The organism is Sphingomonas sp. G-3-2-10 (assembly GCF_012927115.1).
Lineage (GTDB): Bacteria > Pseudomonadota > Alphaproteobacteria > Sphingomonadales > Sphingomonadaceae > Sphingomonas.
In genome coordinates, this window is sequence record NZ_JABBFY010000004.1 from 1 (window position 1) to 17,089 (window position 17,089).

The following is a 17,089-nucleotide window of genomic DNA, read 5'->3' on the forward strand; positions in this document are numbered from 1 at the left end:
CGGCGTCGCAGCTGGGTGAAGTCCATCTCCTCGTTGCAGGCGCGGGCTGTGCCGCAGTCGCTGACGAAGCCGCGAAGATTGCGGGCGTGGGCAAGGTGCATCTGGCCGACGACGCTTCGCTGGGTCATGCACTCGCGGAGAACGCCGCGCCGCTGATCGTGGGCCTGATGGACAGCCACGATGCGGTGCTGTTCCCGGCAACCAGCAACGGCAAGAACATCGCCCCGCGCGTGGCGGCGTTGCTCGACGTGATGCAGATTTCGGACATTCTGTCGGTGGAAGGCGCGGACACGTTCACGCGTCCGATCTATGCCGGCAACGCCATCGCCACCGTGAAGACCAGCGACAAGAAGCTGGTGATCACGGTTCGCGGCACGGCCTTCGCCAAGGCGGACGCCAATGGCGGTTCGGGTACGGTGGAAGCCGTTTCCGGCGCCAGCGACACCGGCATCTCGAAGTTCGTGTCGGCCGAGATTGCGAAGTCGGAGCGTCCGGAACTGACTTCGGCGAAGATCATCGTCTCTGGTGGCCGCGCGCTGCAGAACAGCGAGAACTTCCACAGCATCATCGAGCCGCTGGCGGACAAGCTGGGTGCCGGCGTCGGCGCATCGCGCGCCGCGGTGGACGCGGGCTATGTTCCCAACGACTATCAGGTCGGCCAGACCGGCAAGATCGTCGCGCCGGAAGTCTATATCGCGGTCGGCATTTCCGGCGCGATCCAGCATCTGGCGGGCATGAAGGACTCCAAGACGATCATCGCGATCAACAAGGACGAAGACGCCCCGATCTTCCAGGTCGCAGACATCGGCCTCGTCGGAGACCTCTTCAAGATCGTCCCCGAACTGACCGAAAAGCTTTGACCTTTCCCGCCGCCCTGGCCTCCGCCGGGGCGGCGTATTGGAGTTTTGTATGACGATCGCGCTTTCCGACACCGGCCTGCTCCGCGAGCAATGCTATATCGACGGCGTCTGGACCGGGGCGGGCACGATTGCCGTGACCGATCCGGCGACCGACGAAACGCTGGCGTCGGTGCCCGATCTGGGCGTGGACGATACCCGCGCCGCGATCGCCGCCGCCGAGGCCGCGCTGCCCGAATGGCGCGCGAAGACTGCGGGCGAGCGTTCGCGCATCCTGCGGCGCTGGTTCGACCTGATCATCGCCGCACAGGACGATCTCGCGATGATCCTCACCCGCGAGCAGGGCAAGCCGCTGGCCGAGGCCAAGGGAGAGATCGCCTATGCCGCCGCCTTCATCGAATGGTTCGCCGAGGAAGCGAAGCGCGTTTATGGCGAAGTGATCCCCAGCCACCGCGCTGACAGCCGAATCGTCGTCATCAAGCAGCCGGTCGGCGTGGTCGCCGCGATCACGCCGTGGAATTTCCCCGCGGCGATGATCACCCGCAAGGCCGCGCCGGCGCTGGCGTCGGGCTGCACGATGGTGCTCAAGCCCGCGACCCAGACGCCGCTGACCGCACTGGCGCTGGCGGTGCTGGCCGAGCGGGCGGGCATCCCGAAAGGCGTGTTCAACGTCGTCACCGGGTCGTCGCGCGTGATCGGTGGCGAACTGACCGGCAATGCCTCGGTGCGCAAGCTCAGCTTCACCGGATCGACCGAGGTCGGCAAGACGCTGATGGCCCAGTGCGCGCCGACGATGAAGAAGCTGTCGATGGAGCTTGGCGGCAACGCGCCCTTCATCGTCTTCGCCGATGCCGATCTCGACGCGGCGGTCGAAGGCGCGATCGCGTCCAAGTACCGCAACAGCGGCCAGACCTGTGTCTGCGTGAACCGCATCCTCGTCCAGCGGGAGATCGCTGCCGAATTCGAGAAGAAGCTGGCGGCCGCGGTCGCCGCGCTGAAGGTCGGGCCGGGCACCGGCGCGGGCGTGGTGCAGGGGCCGCTGATCGACGAAAAGGCCGTCGAAAAGGTCGAGGAGCATATCGCCGACGCAGTCGCCAAGGGCGGCCGCCTGATCCTGGGCGGGCATCGCCACCCCCTGGGCCACAGCTTCTTCGAGCCGACCATCGTGGCGGATTGCACGCCGGAGATGGAACTGGCGCGCGAAGAGACATTCGGCCCGCTGGCCTCGATCTTCACCTTCGAAACCGAAGCCGAAGCAATCGCGCTAGCCAACGATACGGAGGTCGGTCTTGCCGGCTATTTCTACACCCGCGACCTCGCCCGCGCCTGGCGCGTCGGCGAAGCGATGGAGGTCGGCATGGTGGGCATCAACACCGGCCTGATTTCCACCGAAGTCGCACCGTTCGGCGGGATCAAGGAATCGGGCATGGGCCGCGAAGGCTCGCACCACGGGATCGAGGATTATGTGGAGATCAAATATCTCTGCATGAGCGGTCTCTAGGCCGGTCAGGCCGCCTGCATCGCGGCGAGCAGGGTCGCCCGGATTTCGTGCTTCAGCACCTTGCCCGTCGCGTTCCGGGGCAGGGCATCCCACAGTTCGACGCGCTCGGGGCGCTTGAAGGCGGCAAGGCCCTTGCCGGCGAGATAGGCGCCCAGCGTCGCGAGATCGGGGGCCGCGCCGCTCGTGGCGACCACCACCGCACAGGCGCGCTCGCCCGTAACCGGATCGGGCAGGCCGACGATCGCGACTTCGGCCACCTCGGGATGCTCGAGCAGGATATCCTCGACTTCCTTGGGAGAGATATTCTCGCCCTTGCGGATGATGATGTCCTTCGCGCGCCCGGAGACGACCAGATATTCGCCGTCGATCCAGCGGCCGATATCGCCCGTCCGGTAGAAACCCCCATCGTCGAACACGCTGGCTTCGTCCTCGGCATGGACATAGCCGACCAGCATCTGCGGCCCGCGCGCATAGATTTCGCCTTCGTCGGCGCTCGCCGCGACATGGCTGCCCAGCCGCACTTCGGCGATGCCCGGCCGCCCATCGGTCTCGGCGGCATGCGTCAGGTCGTCGCGGCCGATCGATCCGACGGTGGTGACGGGCACCTCGGTCGAGCCATAGACGCGACTAACCACGGCGTTCTCGAACTGTGCAACGCCTTCGCGGATCACGGCCGGAGGGATCGCCGCGCCGCCGCAGATGAAAAGTTTCAGCGAAGGCAGGCGAGTGCCGCGCGTGCGTGCGGCGGCGATCAGCCCTTCGAGGAACGGCGTCGCGCCGGCCATATGGGTGCAGCCGTGGCGCTCGATCAGCTCGACACAGGCATCCGCGTCCCATTGCTCCATCAGCACCGCGCTGGCGCCCAGCAGCAGCGGCAGTTCGAACGCATAGATCGAGCCGCCGATATGGCTGACCGGGGACGGTACGATGAACCGGTCGCCCGGTTCGATCAGCCAGTGTTGGCCCAGCTGGCGGACCAGCGCGCCGAGCGAATTATGGCTGTGCATCACCCCCTTGGGGCTGCCCGTTGTGCCGGAAGTGTAGAGGATCATCTGCACCGCATCGGCGTCGACTTGCGGCAGTTCGATGTCGTGCCGCTCGGCCAATAGGTCAGCATAGGCGGTGTGTCCGCGCGCATCGCCGCGCAGAACGACGATTTCGGGCGGTCGCTCCAACTGGCCGCAGACCGTGCCGAGCATCGCGGCATAGTCCTGATTGCGCAGCCGTTCGGGGATGAACACCACGCGGCTGTCGATATCGGGCAGCATGTGCAGCAGCTCGCGCTCGCGCAGCGAAGGCAGGATCGGATGGACGATCATCCCGGCCAGCGTCGCGCCGAGATATATGGTGGCCGATTCGTGCCAGTTGGGCAGCATGAACGAAACGGTGCTGCCGGGTTCGGCGCGAGCGAGCAGCGCGCGGGCCATCGCGCTGGCTTCGTCGAACAAGGTAGCGCAATCGATCTGGCGTTCGCCGTCGATCAGTACGATCCGGCTGGGCGTTTCCGCCGCCGCGCGCCGCAGCGCATCGCCCAGCGTGTCGCAGGTCCACCATCCACCGGCATAGGCCCGCGCCGCGCGATCCTCGTCCCAGCGGATCAGCCGGCCGGCGATCGATCGGCGTCCCTTGTTCGCGATGCTATCCATGTCCGGCCCGACCCGCTTTTTCGTGAAATACGCTGATGGCCTTAATGCGCTTTTCGACGGCCGGTCCATACGCCGGAGCGATTTTCGGTCGGCCTGCGTTCGGCATCGAGCCGGATCACGGCATCGGCGCGATCGGGCATCTCGGTAATGATCCAGCGAGACAGCCGTTCGTAGTGCTGCACGAAGACTGCGATCTGTTCGTCGGTCATCAGGCGGGCGGGGAGTTTCGCTTCCTGCTCGCGGCGCCAGCCGACGATGGTCTCGAAGGCCGGCGGCACGAGCTGGATCAGATAGTCGATCCGTTTAAACAGCGATTGGTAGGTCCGGAGCGCATCATTCGCATGCCGCCGCCAGATGCCTTGCGGATCGGCATCGGCTTCCAGCGTGTTGACCGGATCGGCGAGCGCTTCGTCGCGCTGGGGGACGGCCCCGACGCACCAGCCTTCAAACAGGACGATATCCGCCGGACCCTCGAACCGGGTATCCGCGCCGCGATCGTCGGCCGCCTTGTCGAACGAGGGCAAGGCGAGGCTCTCGCTCGCGATCAGCCGGTCGATCGTACTGGTCATCAGCGCCAGATCATGCGTCCCGGGCGGCCCGCGCGTCGCGAACAAGGGATGTATCGTGTCGGCCAGCGCGCGGCGCTCGGCGCGGGTGAGGTAGAAGTCGTCGATCGAGAGGACCGCCGCCCGCAGCCCCTTTGCTTCCAGCAACAGCCCGAGCGCAGCGGCTCCGGTCGATTTGCCGCTGCCTTGCGGCCCGCACAGTCCGATCAGCGCGGGGCGCTGAATCGTTGCGATCCGTTCGGCCAGCGGTGTCCACAGCAGATCGATCGTATCGGCATATGTGCCGGGAAGCCGCTGCGCGGTCAGAAAAGCGGCGATGTCCGGTCGCGGGGCCACCGCGGCGTCACGCCTTGTCTTTCGGCGCGGCGGAAAGCTGGACGAAATGCATCACCTGGCCCGCCAGAATGCGCAGGTTCGTGCTGAGGCTCGCGTCGCTGCAATCGCCATCGTCGCCGAACAGGCGCGTGGTGGTGTTGGCGGCAACGCCCAGCGGGGTCGGCCAGCCGCGCAGCGCGTGGACGATGGTGCGCAACGCGATCAGCGTCGATCCGGTTGCCTGCCAGCCATAGGCGCAGGCGATGCAACCGACCGCACGCCCGTCCAGATAGACGCGGTCGTCCTTCGCGGTGTCCTCGACATAATCCAGCGCGTTCTTGATCATGCCCGAGATCGAACCGTGATAGCCGGGCGAGGCGATCACGATTCCGTCGGCGCGGCGCACCAGTTCGATCAGCCGCTGCGCTTTGGGATCGCGCTCGGGATTTTCCGGCGCATAGAGCGGCAACACCATATCCGGTCCCGCGAGACACTCGGTCTCCGCGCCCAGCGCCTCAATCTCTTTCAGCGCGGCGCGCAGCACCAGTTCGGAGGAGGATCCGGCGCGCGTGGTGCCGCCGATGCCGAGGATGAAGGGCTTGCTCATCGGAAGGTGGGTATCAGCAGGGCGCGGCCTTGCAACCCGCCTTTTTCGTGCAAGGCGCGCGGGTCCGAGTTGCCAGCGCTATCGGGGTGATGTCATGGACGATACGTCATTCACCTGCCGGAGCGCCTGATCCGTGAAGCTCAGATCCCTGTTGTTCGTCCCCGGCGACCGTCCAGAGCGTTTCCCCAAGGCAGCGGCCAGCGGCGCGGATGCGCTGATCCTCGATCTGGAGGATTCGGTGGCGTTGGAGAAGAAGCCCGAGGCACGTATCGCCATTGCCGAATGGCTGGCGGGCGAGCGTCAGGTGCCGTGCTTCGTGCGGGTCAATCCGCTCGATGGAGTGGAGACGCTCGCCGATCTGGCGGCGGTGATCGAATTGAAGCCCGATGGCATCGTGCTGCCCAAGGCCGAAGGCGCGGCGCCGGTGCGCGCGCTGATCGAACTGGCGGGCGGCAACTGCCCCCCGGTCCTGCCGATCGCAAGCGAGACCGCAGCGGCGATCTTCGAGCTTTCGAGCTATCGCGAGGTATCCGAACATCTCGCCGGCCTGACCTGGGGGGCGGAGGACCTTCCGGCGGCGATCGGTGCAGCGACGTCGCGCAACCCTGACGGCAGCTACACCGCGCCCTACGAGACCGTCCGCTCGCTCGTCCTGTTCGCGGGACATGCGGCAGGCGTGGCGGCGATCGAGACCGTCTATCCCGATATCGCCAATACCGAGGGGCTGGCAGCCTATATCGCGCGCGGGCAGCGTGATGGATTCACCGGCATGATGGCGATCCACCCCAATCAGGTCGCGGCGATCAATGCCGGTTTCACGCCCAGCGAAGCACAGGTGGCACATGCGAAAGCCGTAGTCGCGGCGTTCGCGGAGAGTCCCGGCGCGGGTGCCTTGAAGCTGGACGGGAAGATGATCGACCAGCCGCATCTGAAGCAGGCAAGGGCGTTGCTGGCGCGAGCGGGGGGCTGAGCTCTGGCCCAAGCCCCCGGCGGGAGCGCCGTTCAGGCGGCGCGTTCGCCCGCGGCCTTGCGGAACAGCGCTGCGGAGGCGAGCAGCATCGCGGTGAAAATCGCCGACATCACCGCGCCGGCCATGTCGAGGAACAACGAGACCCCGCCGACCATCGCTTGAGCCACGGCGGCGGCGACCATCGCCCGCGCCATGCCGGCAGGCTGGAAACGGGCCACGAACGCGCCGGCCCCGCCGATCGCGATCACGACCGCGAACATCAGATTGGCCGGGTTGTCCTCGTCGCCGATGATGCCCACCGCTAGGTTTATCCAGATCAGCAGGAAGGTCACCGCGATCGCGATGCCGAATGCGGCGCGGCCGGCGGTGCTGCCCGACACGCGCACCGCGAACTCCACCATCAGGCCGGTGAGCCCGATCAGGATCGCGGCGAAGGCGAAGTCGAACCCGGTCCAGGCGACTTCGCGGGTGAACTGCATCGCGATCAGCGGCGCCAGCAACAGGCCCGCCGCGGTGCCCCAGCCGGCGATCCGCCAGTTGCTGCCGCGCCGTCCGGTTCCGTTCGTCATTTCCATCGCCATTGCCGTGACCTTCTCCATCGAATGAGGTCATGGCTGTGCCGCGTCGCGCGGGTGAGCGTCATGAGCGAAGCGTGAGATTTCGCTGAGGAATGCGGGCAAGAAAAAGGGCGGCGCCTTTCGGCACCGCCCTCGTTCCCCCTTTAATGACGGGCATTAGAACCGAAAATTCCGCGCAGCGCCATAGGTTAGCGGCATTATTTACTTCGATATGGACTCAAGTTCCGCTCCGGCGATGGCGGCTGGTCGCGCCGCGGGCGGGTTCCGGCGCCCGTGCGAAGCGGGGCCACCCTTGCGAAAACCCCTTCTGGCGCTTCGCTCCAGTCTCCACTAATAGCCCCGCCGCTATGGCACGCATCGAAACTCCCAAGCGCATTCGCGGCACCCAGGACATTTTCGGCGACGAGCAGCGTCGCTTCGCGCATGTGCTCGACACGTTCGATCGCGTGCGCCGTCTCTATTGCTTCCAGCGGGTCGACATTCCGGTGTTCGAAGCGACTGGCGTGTTCGCGCGCTCGATGGGTGAAACCTCGGACGTCGTCTCGAAGGAGATGTACACGTTCGAGGACAAGGGCGGCGACCTGATCACCCTGCGCCCCGAATTTACCGCCGGCATCTGCCGCGCGTACATTACCGAAGGCTGGCAGCAGTACGCGCCGATGAAGCTGGTCACCAGCGGCCCGGTGTTCCGCTACGAGCGCCCGCAAAAGGGCCGTTTCCGCCAGTTCCACCAGCTCGACGCCGAGATCATCGGCGCGGCGGAGCCCGCGGCCGACGTGGAACTGCTGGTGCTCGCCGATCAGCTATTGAACGAACTGGGCATTGCCGATGGCGTGACGCTTCAGCTCAACACGCTGGGCGATGCAGAGACGCGGGATGCGTGGCGCACGGCCTTGGTCGCGCATTTCGAGGCGCACAGGGATCAGCTCTCCGAGGACAGCCTGACCCGGCTAGAAAAGAACCCGATGCGGATTCTCGATTCGAAGGACCCGGGCGACCGTGTCGTGGCCGACAGCGCCCCGGATATCGACGCGTATCTGACCGAGGAAGCTGCTTCGTTCTTCAAGGCAGTGACCGACGGGCTGGATGCGGCGGGTGTGGCCTGGACGCGCAACGCGCGGCTGGTGCGCGGGCTGGACTATTACCGCCACACCGCGTTCGAGTTCGTCACTGACCGGCTGGGCGCGCAGGGCACCGTGCTGGCCGGCGGCCGTTATGACGGACTGATCGGTGACCTCGGCGGACCGGAGACGGCGGGCGTGGGCTGGGCGGCTGGCGTCGAGCGGCTAGCGATGATGATCGAGGAGCCGCTGCAAGATCCCGCCAAGGTGGCCGTGGTAGCGGAACTCGAGGAGTTCGAAGCGCAGGCGCTGGACTATACCAATCGTCTGCGTCGCGCCGGCATTGCTGCCGAAGCGTTTGTCACGGGCAGCCCGAAGAAGCGCTATGACCGTGCGGTCAAGACAGGCCCGGCAGCGACGATTTCTCTCTCTCGTCGCAATGATGAGATCGCCACCAGCTGGCGAGAACTGAAGGCGGGCGCGATCAACGAGGCAAAAGTTCGCGAGGCATTGCACCCGTTCGATTTCGGCGGCCCCAACGCATGAAAATCCCCGCCGACCGCATCGCGGCCATCGAGGCGCGGCGCGACGAACTCCAGGCGATGATGGCGACCGGCGATCTGTCGGGCGAGCGCTTCGTGCAGGTGTCGAAGGAATATGCCGAGCTCGAGCCGGTCGCTGTCGCGGCGGGAGAGGTACGGCGGCTGCGGGCCGAGGCGGAATCGCTTCAGCACATGACGCAGGATGCCGATGACGAGCTGCGCCAGATGGCGTCCGAGGAATTGTTCGAGAATACCGCCGCGCTCGAAGCCGCCGAGCGCAGTCTGGCGCTGTCGCTGCTGCCGCGCGACGCCGCCGACGAGCGCGCGGCGATGCTCGAAATCCGCGCGGGCGTGGGCGGGGACGAGGCCGCGCTGTTCGCCGCCGACCTGTTCCGCATGTACCAGCGCTATGCCGACCGGATGGGCTGGCGGGTCGAACTGATCTCGGCCAGCAGCTCGGAAGCGGGCGGCTACAAGGAAGTGATCGCCAGCGTCACCGGCGCGGGCGTGTTTGCCAAGCTCAAGTTCGAAAGCGGCGCGCACCGCGTGCAGCGGGTGCCCGCGACCGAAGCGGGCGGGCGCATCCACACCTCCGCCGCGACCGTCGCGGTGCTGCCCGAGGCCGAGGAAGTCGACGTCAAGATCGACGACAAGGACCTGCGCATCGATATCTATCGCTCGTCCGGCCCCGGCGGCCAGTCGGTCAACACCACCGACTCCGCGGTGCGCATCGTCCATATCCCGACCGGCCTCGTCGTGATCCAGCAGGACGAGAAGTCGCAGCACAAGAACAAGGCCAAGGCGCTGAAGGTGCTGCGCACGCGCCTGTACGAGATGGAACGCGAGCGGCTCCACGCCGAACGCGCCGGCGCGCGCCAGTCGATGGTCGGTTCGGGCGACCGTTCGGAGCGCATCCGCACCTATAATTTCCCGCAGGGCCGGGTGACCGATCACCGCATCAACCTGACACTGCACCGCCTCCCCGAAATCCTCGAAGGCGAGATGGACGAACTGATCGGCGCCCTGATCGCGCAGGATGAAGCCGACCGGCTGGCGCAGCTCGACGGATGATCGGCGCGGCCCTCGCCGCTGCCACGCGAGCGCTCGCGCCGATCAGCGAAACCGCCCGCCTCGACGCCGAACTGCTGATGGCCCACGCGCTGGGCGTCTCGCGCGAGACGATGCTGCTGCGCGGCCTCGATGGCGAAGTACCGGAGGGATTCGACGCCCTTCTCCGGCGCCGCCTGTCGCATGAGCCGATCGCCTACATCACCGGGACCCGCGCTTTCTGGACGATCGACCTAGAGGTCGGCCCGGGAGTCCTCGTCCCTCGCGCCGATAGCGAGACATTGATCGAAACCGCGCTTCACCATTTCGGCGATCGCGCGCCTGCGACGATCCTCGATTTGGGCACCGGCCCCGGCACCCTGCTGCTCGCCGCGCTCGACCAATGGCCGCAGGCGAGGGGGCTTGGCGTCGACGCCTCCGAAGCCGCGCTGGCCTATGCGCGTCGCAACGCAGCGAATCTGACGGGCGATCGCGCGCAGTTCCGCCTGGGCGACTGGGCCGCGGGTGTCGAGGGCCGGTTCGACCTGATCCTGTCGAATCCGCCCTATATCGGCACCGACGAAGTGCTTCCGCCCGAGGTCCGCGACCATGAACCGGGCGAAGCGCTGTTCGCCGGCCCCGACGGACTTGACGATTATCGCAGCATCATCCCCGATCTCCCACGCCTGCTCGCACCGCAAGGAATCGCAATTCTGGAGATCGGCCACACCCAGGCCGAAGCGGTCTCGGCGCTGGTCGAACAACATGGGTTAAGACCCACCGTGACCAACGACCTTAGGGGACTTTCCCGAGTGGTCTCAGCCGTTGAATTGTAGCATTTGGGACATATATTTCTGCTTGGAGATTGGTGCTGCACCCGCTAAGACCGGCACGGGGTAGGGCACTTTCAACCAGGTTGTTGAAAAGCAGGTCGTTGAACAGCGCGACCCCAATCCAGGTCATGTGATCGCCCCGTCCGGCGATCGTGGCAGCCGGGATGTTCCTTTTGGAGCATGCCGCGAACGGTAACACGCATCCGGGACCCAATGGATCGACGGACAGCTTTGTAAAAGACAGGACAAACAGACCTTGATGAACAATCGTCAGGCGAACGGCCGCCGTCGCGGCCGTGGCGGACAGCAGCAGCGTTCGGGTGGTGGCCAGGGTGGCCAGCGCGACAATGGCAACCGGATCGACAGCCGGGCCCGTGGCAACGCTGCGCAGCTGCTCGAGAAATACAAGAATCTCGCGCGCGATGCCCAGATGCAGGGCGATCGCGTCAACACCGAATATTACCTCCAGTTCGCCGACCATTATTTCCGCGTCCTCGCCGAGACTCGCTCGCGCTTCGAGGAGAACAATCCCGGCCAGCAGCAGCGCCGTCCGCAGAATGACGATGATTTCGGCGACGATTTCGGCTTCGAAGCCGAAGGCGATCGCGACGATCAGCCGCGCGGCGACGAGAGTGGCAACCGTGAAGATCGCGCGTCGCGCGAGGGCCGCGAAGAGCGCGCCCCGCGCGAAGGCCGCGGCAGCCGTGACGATCGCGGCAATCGCGAAGCACGCGGCGATCGCGAAGATCGTGGCAACCGCGAGGCCCGTGGCGACCGTGAGGACCGTGGCCCCCGCGAGGATCGTGGTCCGCGTCAAGAGCGTGGCCCGCGTGAAGATCGTGGCGAGCGCCGCAATGGCCGCGCCAACGGCAATAGCCATTACAACGGCGATGAAGCCGAAGGTGGCGAGGCCGTCGTAGCGGCTCAGGCGCCTGAAACCGCCGCCGAGGAAGCGCCGCGTCCCGCACGCCGTGGCCTGCGCGCCCGTCGCGATCGCGATACTTCGGCCGAAGCCGATGCGCCGCAGGGCATCGACGCCGCCATCCTGCCGCCTGCGCTGGGCATCGACCTTGCCGCTTCGGAAGAAGCGCCGGCCGAGGAAAAGCCGAAGGCCCGCCGTGGCCGTCCGCGCCGCGACGTGGAAGCCGCAGCGGAGTAACCACTTCGTCCGTCACCCCTGCTTGCGCGGGGGTGACGGAAAGAAGGCTAATTAATTGCGCGGCCTCTAGCCGCTTCTTCCCAACCTGCTACCATCGCTTCCGAAATCGTTCGGGAGGATCTGATGCGCTGCTTGGCTCTCACCCTGATGGCGCTCCCCGCCATCGCGCAGGCCCAGACGGCGCCCGCGGCCGACAAGACCGCCCAGGGCGATGTCTCGGTCACCATCTACAATAACGATCTGGCGCTGGTTCAGGACAAGCGCACGCTGACCTTGCCCGCGACGCGCACGCGCCAGGAATTCGCCGACGTTTCGGCCGCGATCCGGCCCGAAACCGTCACGGTCAACGGCACCGGCCTTTCGGTCGTCGAGCAGAATTTCGACTACGACCTGCTCAGCCCGGCCAAGCTGATGGAGAAGGCGGTCGGCAGTACGGTCACGCTGATCCGCCGCAACGCCGCGGGCGTCGAGACAACCGAGCAGGCAAAGATCCTCGCCAATAATGGCGGCACCGTCGTCCAGATCGGCAATCGGATCGAGGTGCTCGATCAATATGGCGCCCGCGTCGTCTTCCCGTCGCTGCCGCCCAATTTGCGCGCGCGGCCGACTTTGTCGGTAACCTTCGACAGCGAAACCGCCGGCGCGCGTCCGGTGACGCTGAGCTATCTCTCGCGCGGGCTCGGCTGGAAAGCCGACTATGTCGCACTGTTCGACGATGCCGCGGGCAAGATCGATGTGCAGGGCTGGATCACGCTGACCAACAACAGCGGCACCACCTTCAGCAATGCGCGGACGCTGCTGGTCGCGGGCGCGGTGGGCAATGGCGGCGGGCGTCCGGTGCCGCCGCGCTATGGCCCGCGTCCCAATCAGAGCGTTCCGGGCAATCGCCCGGGCACCGAGACTGCCAACCGCGAGCAGCTTGGCGACTTCTATATCTATCCCCTGGCCGAGCGCACCACGATCGCGCAGGCGCAGCAAAAGCAGGTGAGCTTCCTCGATGTGGCCGGCGCGCCCGCCGCGCGCGCCTATTTCTATCGCAACCAGTGGCTCGGCACCCAGAACGAAGCGGTCAGCGCCGATACCGTGCTGCGCTTCTCCTCGTCGCGCGAAGGCGGGCTGGGCGATGCGCTGCCTGCGGGCACGGTGCGCGTTTACATGCGCGATGCGCGCGGCCAGCCGCAGTTCATCGGCGAGAGCAATATCGGGCACACGCCGATGGGGTCTAGCCTGGCGCTCAAGACTGGCGAAGCGTTCGATGTGAAGGTGAAGCCCACGGTCGAGAAGCGCGAAGCGCTGGACCGTTATCGCTGGCGCACGACGATGCGCTACACCTTCACCAATGCGCGCGCGACGCCGGTGACGGTCGAGTTCGCGCAGGCGGGTCTCGACAATTACTGGGACGACACCCGCATCGAGAGCGAGAGCCAGAAGAGCGAGCGGGTCAATTCCGACGAAGCGATGTGGAAGGTGAGCGTGCCCGCCAATGGCGAGGCGACCGTCACCGCCGTCTTCATCACCCGGTACTGACGCGCCGGTGCGGCCGATCCGCGCCCTGGTCGCCCTGATGGGCGCGATGCTGGCGGGCCTGCCCGCGCTGGCCCAGCCGGTCACGTCGCCGCGCCCCGATTCGGTGGCGGTGACGATCTATCGCGCGCCGGATGCCGATCCTGATCGCGAGTTCGACGCCAATTGGCTCGAAGGATATGCGCTGGTCACCGAACGGCGCACCATCACCATCCCGCGCGGCCGCGCGACGATCCGGTTCGAAGGGGTGGCGGGTCGCATTCTTCCCGAAAGCGCGATCGTCACCGGCCTGCCCGATGGTGTTCGCGAGAAGAATCTGGACGCCGATCTGCTCAGCCCGCGCTCGCTCTACGATCGCAGTCTTGGCCGTCCGGTGATGATCCGCCGCACGTGGGATGAAAAGTCGGTCGAGGAGCCGGCGATCATCCGATCGGGAGCGGGTGGCGCGGCGATCCTTGAGACTCGCGCTGGCTTCGTCGCGTTGAATTGCGGCCCGGAGGACGATGCGATCGTCTATGATGCAGTGCCCGCCGGACTGTCCGCCAGACCGACGCTTTCGATCGAAACCGAGGCACCTGCCGAGCGCACCGTCACCGTTACGCTCTCCTATCTGGCATGGGGATTCGAGTGGAAGGCGGACTATGTCGCGACGATGCGGCCCGATGGGAAAACCGCCGATCTGTTCGCCTGGGTGACGCTGGCCAATGGCGACGTCACCAGTTTCGAAAATGCCGAGACGGCAGTGGTTGCCGGGAATGTGAACCGGGAGGACAACAATTCGGACACGTCGGAGCCCGCCGACGGCGCGCTGGAAATGCACTGCTTCGCGCTTGGCGCGGGCGATACCCTGAACGATCTGCCGCAGATGTTGCCTGCTCCTGCGCCGATGGCCGGCTATTCGGAAGGTGAAGAGATTATCGTCACGGGTTCCCGGATGCGTGCGCCAGTTCAGGTCCAGCAGGAGGATCTGGGCGACCTGAAGCTCTACCGCGTTCCGCATCGCACGACGGTCGCACCGAACGGGATGAAGCAGGTCGCGCTGCTGGATCGTCAATCGGTGCCCGTCGATGTGATCTACAAGGTCGAGATCCAGAATGACGGCGAGGATGGCGTCTATCTTTATCTCCGTGCGCAGAACCGCAGGGACAAGGGTCTCGGTCTTCCCCTGCCCGCGGGCAAGGTCGCGGTGTTCGAGCCGCTGGGCGAAAGCCGCGCGCTGATCGGCGAGGGGAGTATCGCCGACAAGGCGGTGGGCGAGGAAGTCGAGATCCGGATCGCTCAATCCTGGCAGGTCAATGTGATGGTCGACGAGATCGAATCGGGCGACGACTGGACCAGCCACCTTCTCACCGTAACCAACGCCAATCCGTTCCCGGTCCGCTTCGAAGCGGAACTGACCACTTATGATGGCTGGACCCGCGCACGGACTTCGGCGCGGTTGAAGCGCAAGAATGGCAAGGACATCTGGGCGGTCGAAGTGCCCGCGAACGGCAAGGCCGAGCTGCGCTATCGGCTCACCGAAGCGCGCCCGGAGGATTGAGTTTGGTTCTGGCAATCGCGGGCGATTCGTGAGATTCTCAATCGCCTACGCTGGATAAGGAGACGAGCGATGACCATCGCAGCAATCCTGAGCGGGAAGGGCAATGAAGTGGTCTCGATCGCGGGCGATCGGACCGTGGCCGAGGCCGTTGCACTTCTGGCGGGCAGGCGCATCGGCGCGGTGCCGGTGATGGAGGGCGACGCGGTCGCCGGGATATTTTCCGAACGCGACGTGATCTACTGTCTCGAGCGCGATGGTGCTGCGGCGCTTGAGCGTACGGTGAGCCAGGTGATGACTGCGCCGGCTATCACGGTGCCTTCGAGCGAGTCGATCCTGACCGCGCTCGCGCTGATGACGCGGCGACGGGTGCGGCATCTGCCGGTGTTGGATGGCGGGCGGTGCGTCGGCTTCATCTCGATCGGCGATCTGGTGAAGCACCGGATCGAGCGCATCGAAGCCGAAGCCAACGATCTGCGCACCTATATCCAGCAGGCTTAGACCCGCGTCACGTTCCGCGCTTGCGGAGCATGTCGATCACTTCGTCGATCGTGCCGCGCGCGAAGAGCAATAGCCATGCGCCATAGGCGGCCGCGCCGGTGAGGACGAGAAAGCCGAGATGCAGGATCGCGGGCATCGTCGGCAGAATGTCGTCGAGCAGGCTCACGATCAGTGCCATCGCCAGCGCTGCCAGCACGGGCGGCGAGATGGCGTCGATCAGGACACGCGCCTTCACGCCGATCAGCGGCAGCGTCCGCCAGGCGCTGATCCCCAGATAGAGCGGGTAGGCGACGAACCAGCCCGCGACCAAACCCATCAGCCCCCAGTTCACTCCGGCCAGAAAGGCGATGGGAAGCAGGATCGCACCGGTCAGGCCGTTGCGCGCGCCGATCTCGGGATGGCCGAGCGCATCGCTTGCCGGAGAGAAGAGCGATTGTAGCGTCATCATCGGCATCGCCAGCGCGAGCCAGTGGACGATCGGCGCGGCCTCCGCCCATTTGGGGCCGAGCACCACTTCGACCAGCGGTTGGGCGGTGGCGGCGAGGCCGAAATAGAAGGGCAGGCCGACGACCATGATGATCCGCGCCGACTTTACGAACGCGGTTGCGACGGCCGCGCGGTCTTTTTGCATCCGCGCATAGGCGGAGAAGGCGACTTCATTCAGCGGGGGCACGAATTTCGAAACGAAGATCTGCGTCAGGAACAGGCTGGTCGTATAGATGCCGAGGTCGTGGGTGGAGAAGTAGCGACCGGCGATAAACACGTCGGCCTGGCTCTGCAGGAACCAGAAGATCTGTCCCGTGGCCATCATGCCGCCATAGCGGGCGATGTCACCGCCGCCGCGAAAGTCGAAGCTCGGCCACATCAGCGATCGGGCCGCGATGGTCATCCCGATCGCGCGGGTGAAGAACAGCGCGATCGGCGCGAGCACCAGCGTCCAGACGCCGAGACCATATAGAGCCCCGCCCAGTGCGGTCAGCGCCCCGGCCAATGCGGAGATCAGGTTCACCTGCGCCTGATGCTTGAAGTCCATCGCGCGCGAGAGGAGGGCGTAGGGCAGGGCGATGAACGGCGTGGCCAGATAAAGGAGCGCCTGCACGCGCAGCAGGTTCGCCACTTCGGGCTGGCGGTAGTAGGCTGCGGCGTAAGGCGCCGCCGCGATCTGCGCTGCGGCCAGCGTAACGTTCAGCAGGATCAGCATTCCGAACAGCTGGCGCTGGGCATGGCGGTCGGCTTGGTCCCTGCGCACGAGCGCGCTCGCGAGTCCGTATCCGTTGAGCATGTTGAGCAGGACGAGGACCACCTGCGTCATCGCGAAGAGGCCATAGTCCGAGGGACTGAGGATCCGAATCACGAGGAAGGTGGAGGCCCAGGTGATCATCTGCCCCAGAATCTGGGTGCCCGAACGCCAGATGACGGCGCTCCGCACCTGATCACGAAGCGAGTCGGGGGCCTGATTCGGCGATTCTGCTGAGGTGCTCGTCACCTGACCGTGGTACGCGGGACGGGTTGAGATCGCGTAAAAACGCGGTTTTCTGCGGGTTTCAGGGCAGGTTTCGGAAAAAAGACAGATTATTACAAATCGCTGTTGACCGAATCAGAAGCCGGACATAGAAGCCACTCCACCGACGCGGCGGACCACACGGAACGCTTCGACGGTCACCAAAAACCAGGCGCCAGACCGCCCCACTAAAAAGGGGTTTGGTACGGCGTCCGGCTTTTGCGCTCTTTGACATAGTGATATAGATGAAGGGACATGTGGGCGGCGGCTCCGGGTCTTGCGGATTTAGGCGCAAGGTGCTCGGTAAAAGCAAGTCGTTCCAGCGGCTTAGGTTTTTGGCCTAG

Annotated in this window: 15 protein-coding genes; 10 read left to right on the forward strand and 5 right to left on the reverse strand. The window is 65.8% G+C overall.

All coding sequences use genetic code 11. The annotated features are described in order from the left end of the window. Both HHL13_RS22255 and HHL13_RS22260 read left to right on the forward strand, forming a co-directional pair. On the forward strand, nucleotides 1-860 hold an 860-nt coding region (locus HHL13_RS22255), incomplete at its 5' end, for an electron transfer flavoprotein subunit alpha/FixB family protein (protein WP_169558188.1). Nucleotides 861-909: 49 nt separating this feature from the next. Further along, a complete protein-coding gene (locus HHL13_RS22260) occupies nucleotides 910-2,358 on the forward strand; it encodes an NAD-dependent succinate-semialdehyde dehydrogenase (RefSeq protein WP_169558189.1) in 1,449 nt (482 codons plus the stop codon). A gap of 5 nt (nucleotides 2,359-2,363) precedes the next feature. On the opposite strand, the gene HHL13_RS22265 is transcribed toward HHL13_RS22260, so the two are convergent. From HHL13_RS22265 to HHL13_RS22275, 3 genes are read right to left on the reverse strand one after another with little or no spacing between them, the layout of a single operon-like run. Then, nucleotides 2,364-4,004 (reverse strand): AMP-binding protein, encoded by a 1,641-nt coding sequence (locus HHL13_RS22265; RefSeq protein WP_206377231.1) that lies wholly within the window; start codon nucleotides 4,002-4,004, stop codon nucleotides 2,364-2,366. A 41-nt stretch (nucleotides 4,005-4,045) separates the two neighbouring features. Continuing rightward, nucleotides 4,046-4,906: a kinase gene (locus HHL13_RS22270; RefSeq protein ID WP_169558190.1), complete on the reverse strand. Its 861-nt coding sequence runs from the start codon at nucleotides 4,904-4,906 to the stop codon at nucleotides 4,046-4,048. Nucleotides 4,907-4,913: 7 nt separating this feature from the next. Further along, entirely contained in the window at nucleotides 4,914-5,492 is a 579-nt protein-coding gene (locus tag HHL13_RS22275) for an NAD(P)H-dependent oxidoreductase (protein ID WP_169558191.1), read from the reverse strand. A gap of 133 nt (nucleotides 5,493-5,625) precedes the next feature. Between HHL13_RS22275 and HHL13_RS22280 the strand changes: the two genes are divergently transcribed. Continuing rightward, on the forward strand, nucleotides 5,626-6,462 hold the full coding sequence (locus tag HHL13_RS22280; protein WP_169558192.1) for a CoA ester lyase: 837 nt from the start codon (nucleotides 5,626-5,628) through the stop codon (nucleotides 6,460-6,462). 32 nt (nucleotides 6,463-6,494) lie between these two features. Here the strand turns inward: HHL13_RS22280 and HHL13_RS22285 are convergent, their stop codons facing one another. Continuing rightward, a complete protein-coding gene (locus tag HHL13_RS22285) occupies nucleotides 6,495-7,031 on the reverse strand; it encodes a hypothetical protein (protein WP_206377232.1) in 537 nt (178 codons plus the stop codon). A gap of 356 nt (nucleotides 7,032-7,387) precedes the next feature. On the opposite strand from HHL13_RS22285, the gene hisS reads away from it, so the two are divergent. The 7 genes from hisS to HHL13_RS22320 all read left to right on the forward strand — a co-directional run bounded on the left by hisS (nucleotide 7,388) and on the right by HHL13_RS22320 (nucleotide 15,244). After that, complete coding sequence (gene hisS / locus HHL13_RS22290) at nucleotides 7,388-8,647, forward strand: histidine--tRNA ligase (protein ID WP_169558193.1); 1,260 nt, start codon at nucleotides 7,388-7,390, stop codon at nucleotides 8,645-8,647. After that, nucleotides 8,644-9,714: a peptide chain release factor 1 gene (prfA, locus tag HHL13_RS22295; RefSeq protein ID WP_169558194.1), complete on the forward strand. Its 1,071-nt coding sequence runs from the start codon at nucleotides 8,644-8,646 to the stop codon at nucleotides 9,712-9,714. The genes hisS and prfA overlap by 4 nt, the downstream gene beginning before the upstream one ends. Beyond that, complete coding sequence (gene prmC / locus HHL13_RS22300) at nucleotides 9,711-10,526, forward strand: peptide chain release factor N(5)-glutamine methyltransferase (protein ID WP_169558195.1); 816 nt, start codon at nucleotides 9,711-9,713, stop codon at nucleotides 10,524-10,526. Before prfA ends, prmC begins: the two co-directional genes overlap by 4 nt. A 256-nt stretch (nucleotides 10,527-10,782) precedes the next feature. Beyond that, complete coding sequence (locus tag HHL13_RS22305; RefSeq protein ID WP_346775632.1) at nucleotides 10,783-11,682, forward strand: DUF4167 domain-containing protein; 900 nt, start codon at nucleotides 10,783-10,785, stop codon at nucleotides 11,680-11,682. A gap of 123 nt (nucleotides 11,683-11,805) precedes the next feature. Then, entirely contained in the window at nucleotides 11,806-13,209 is a 1,404-nt protein-coding gene (locus tag HHL13_RS22310) for a DUF4139 domain-containing protein (protein ID WP_169558197.1), read from the forward strand. Nucleotides 13,210-13,216: 7 nt separating this feature from the next. Further along, nucleotides 13,217-14,746 carry a hypothetical protein gene (locus HHL13_RS22315; protein ID WP_346775633.1) on the forward strand — a complete coding sequence of 510 codons (1,530 nt, stop codon included), beginning with the start codon at nucleotides 13,217-13,219 and terminating at the stop codon, nucleotides 14,744-14,746. A 69-nt stretch (nucleotides 14,747-14,815) separates the two neighbouring features. Next, nucleotides 14,816-15,244: a CBS domain-containing protein gene (locus HHL13_RS22320; protein WP_169558198.1), complete on the forward strand. Its 429-nt coding sequence runs from the start codon at nucleotides 14,816-14,818 to the stop codon at nucleotides 15,242-15,244. 7 nt (nucleotides 15,245-15,251) lie between these two features. Here the strand turns inward: HHL13_RS22320 and HHL13_RS22325 are convergent, their stop codons facing one another. Further along, nucleotides 15,252-16,673 carry a lipopolysaccharide biosynthesis protein gene (locus tag HHL13_RS22325; RefSeq protein ID WP_169558199.1) on the reverse strand — a complete coding sequence of 474 codons (1,422 nt, stop codon included), beginning with the start codon at nucleotides 16,671-16,673 and terminating at the stop codon, nucleotides 15,252-15,254. Nucleotides 16,674-17,089 lie beyond the last annotated feature (416 nt).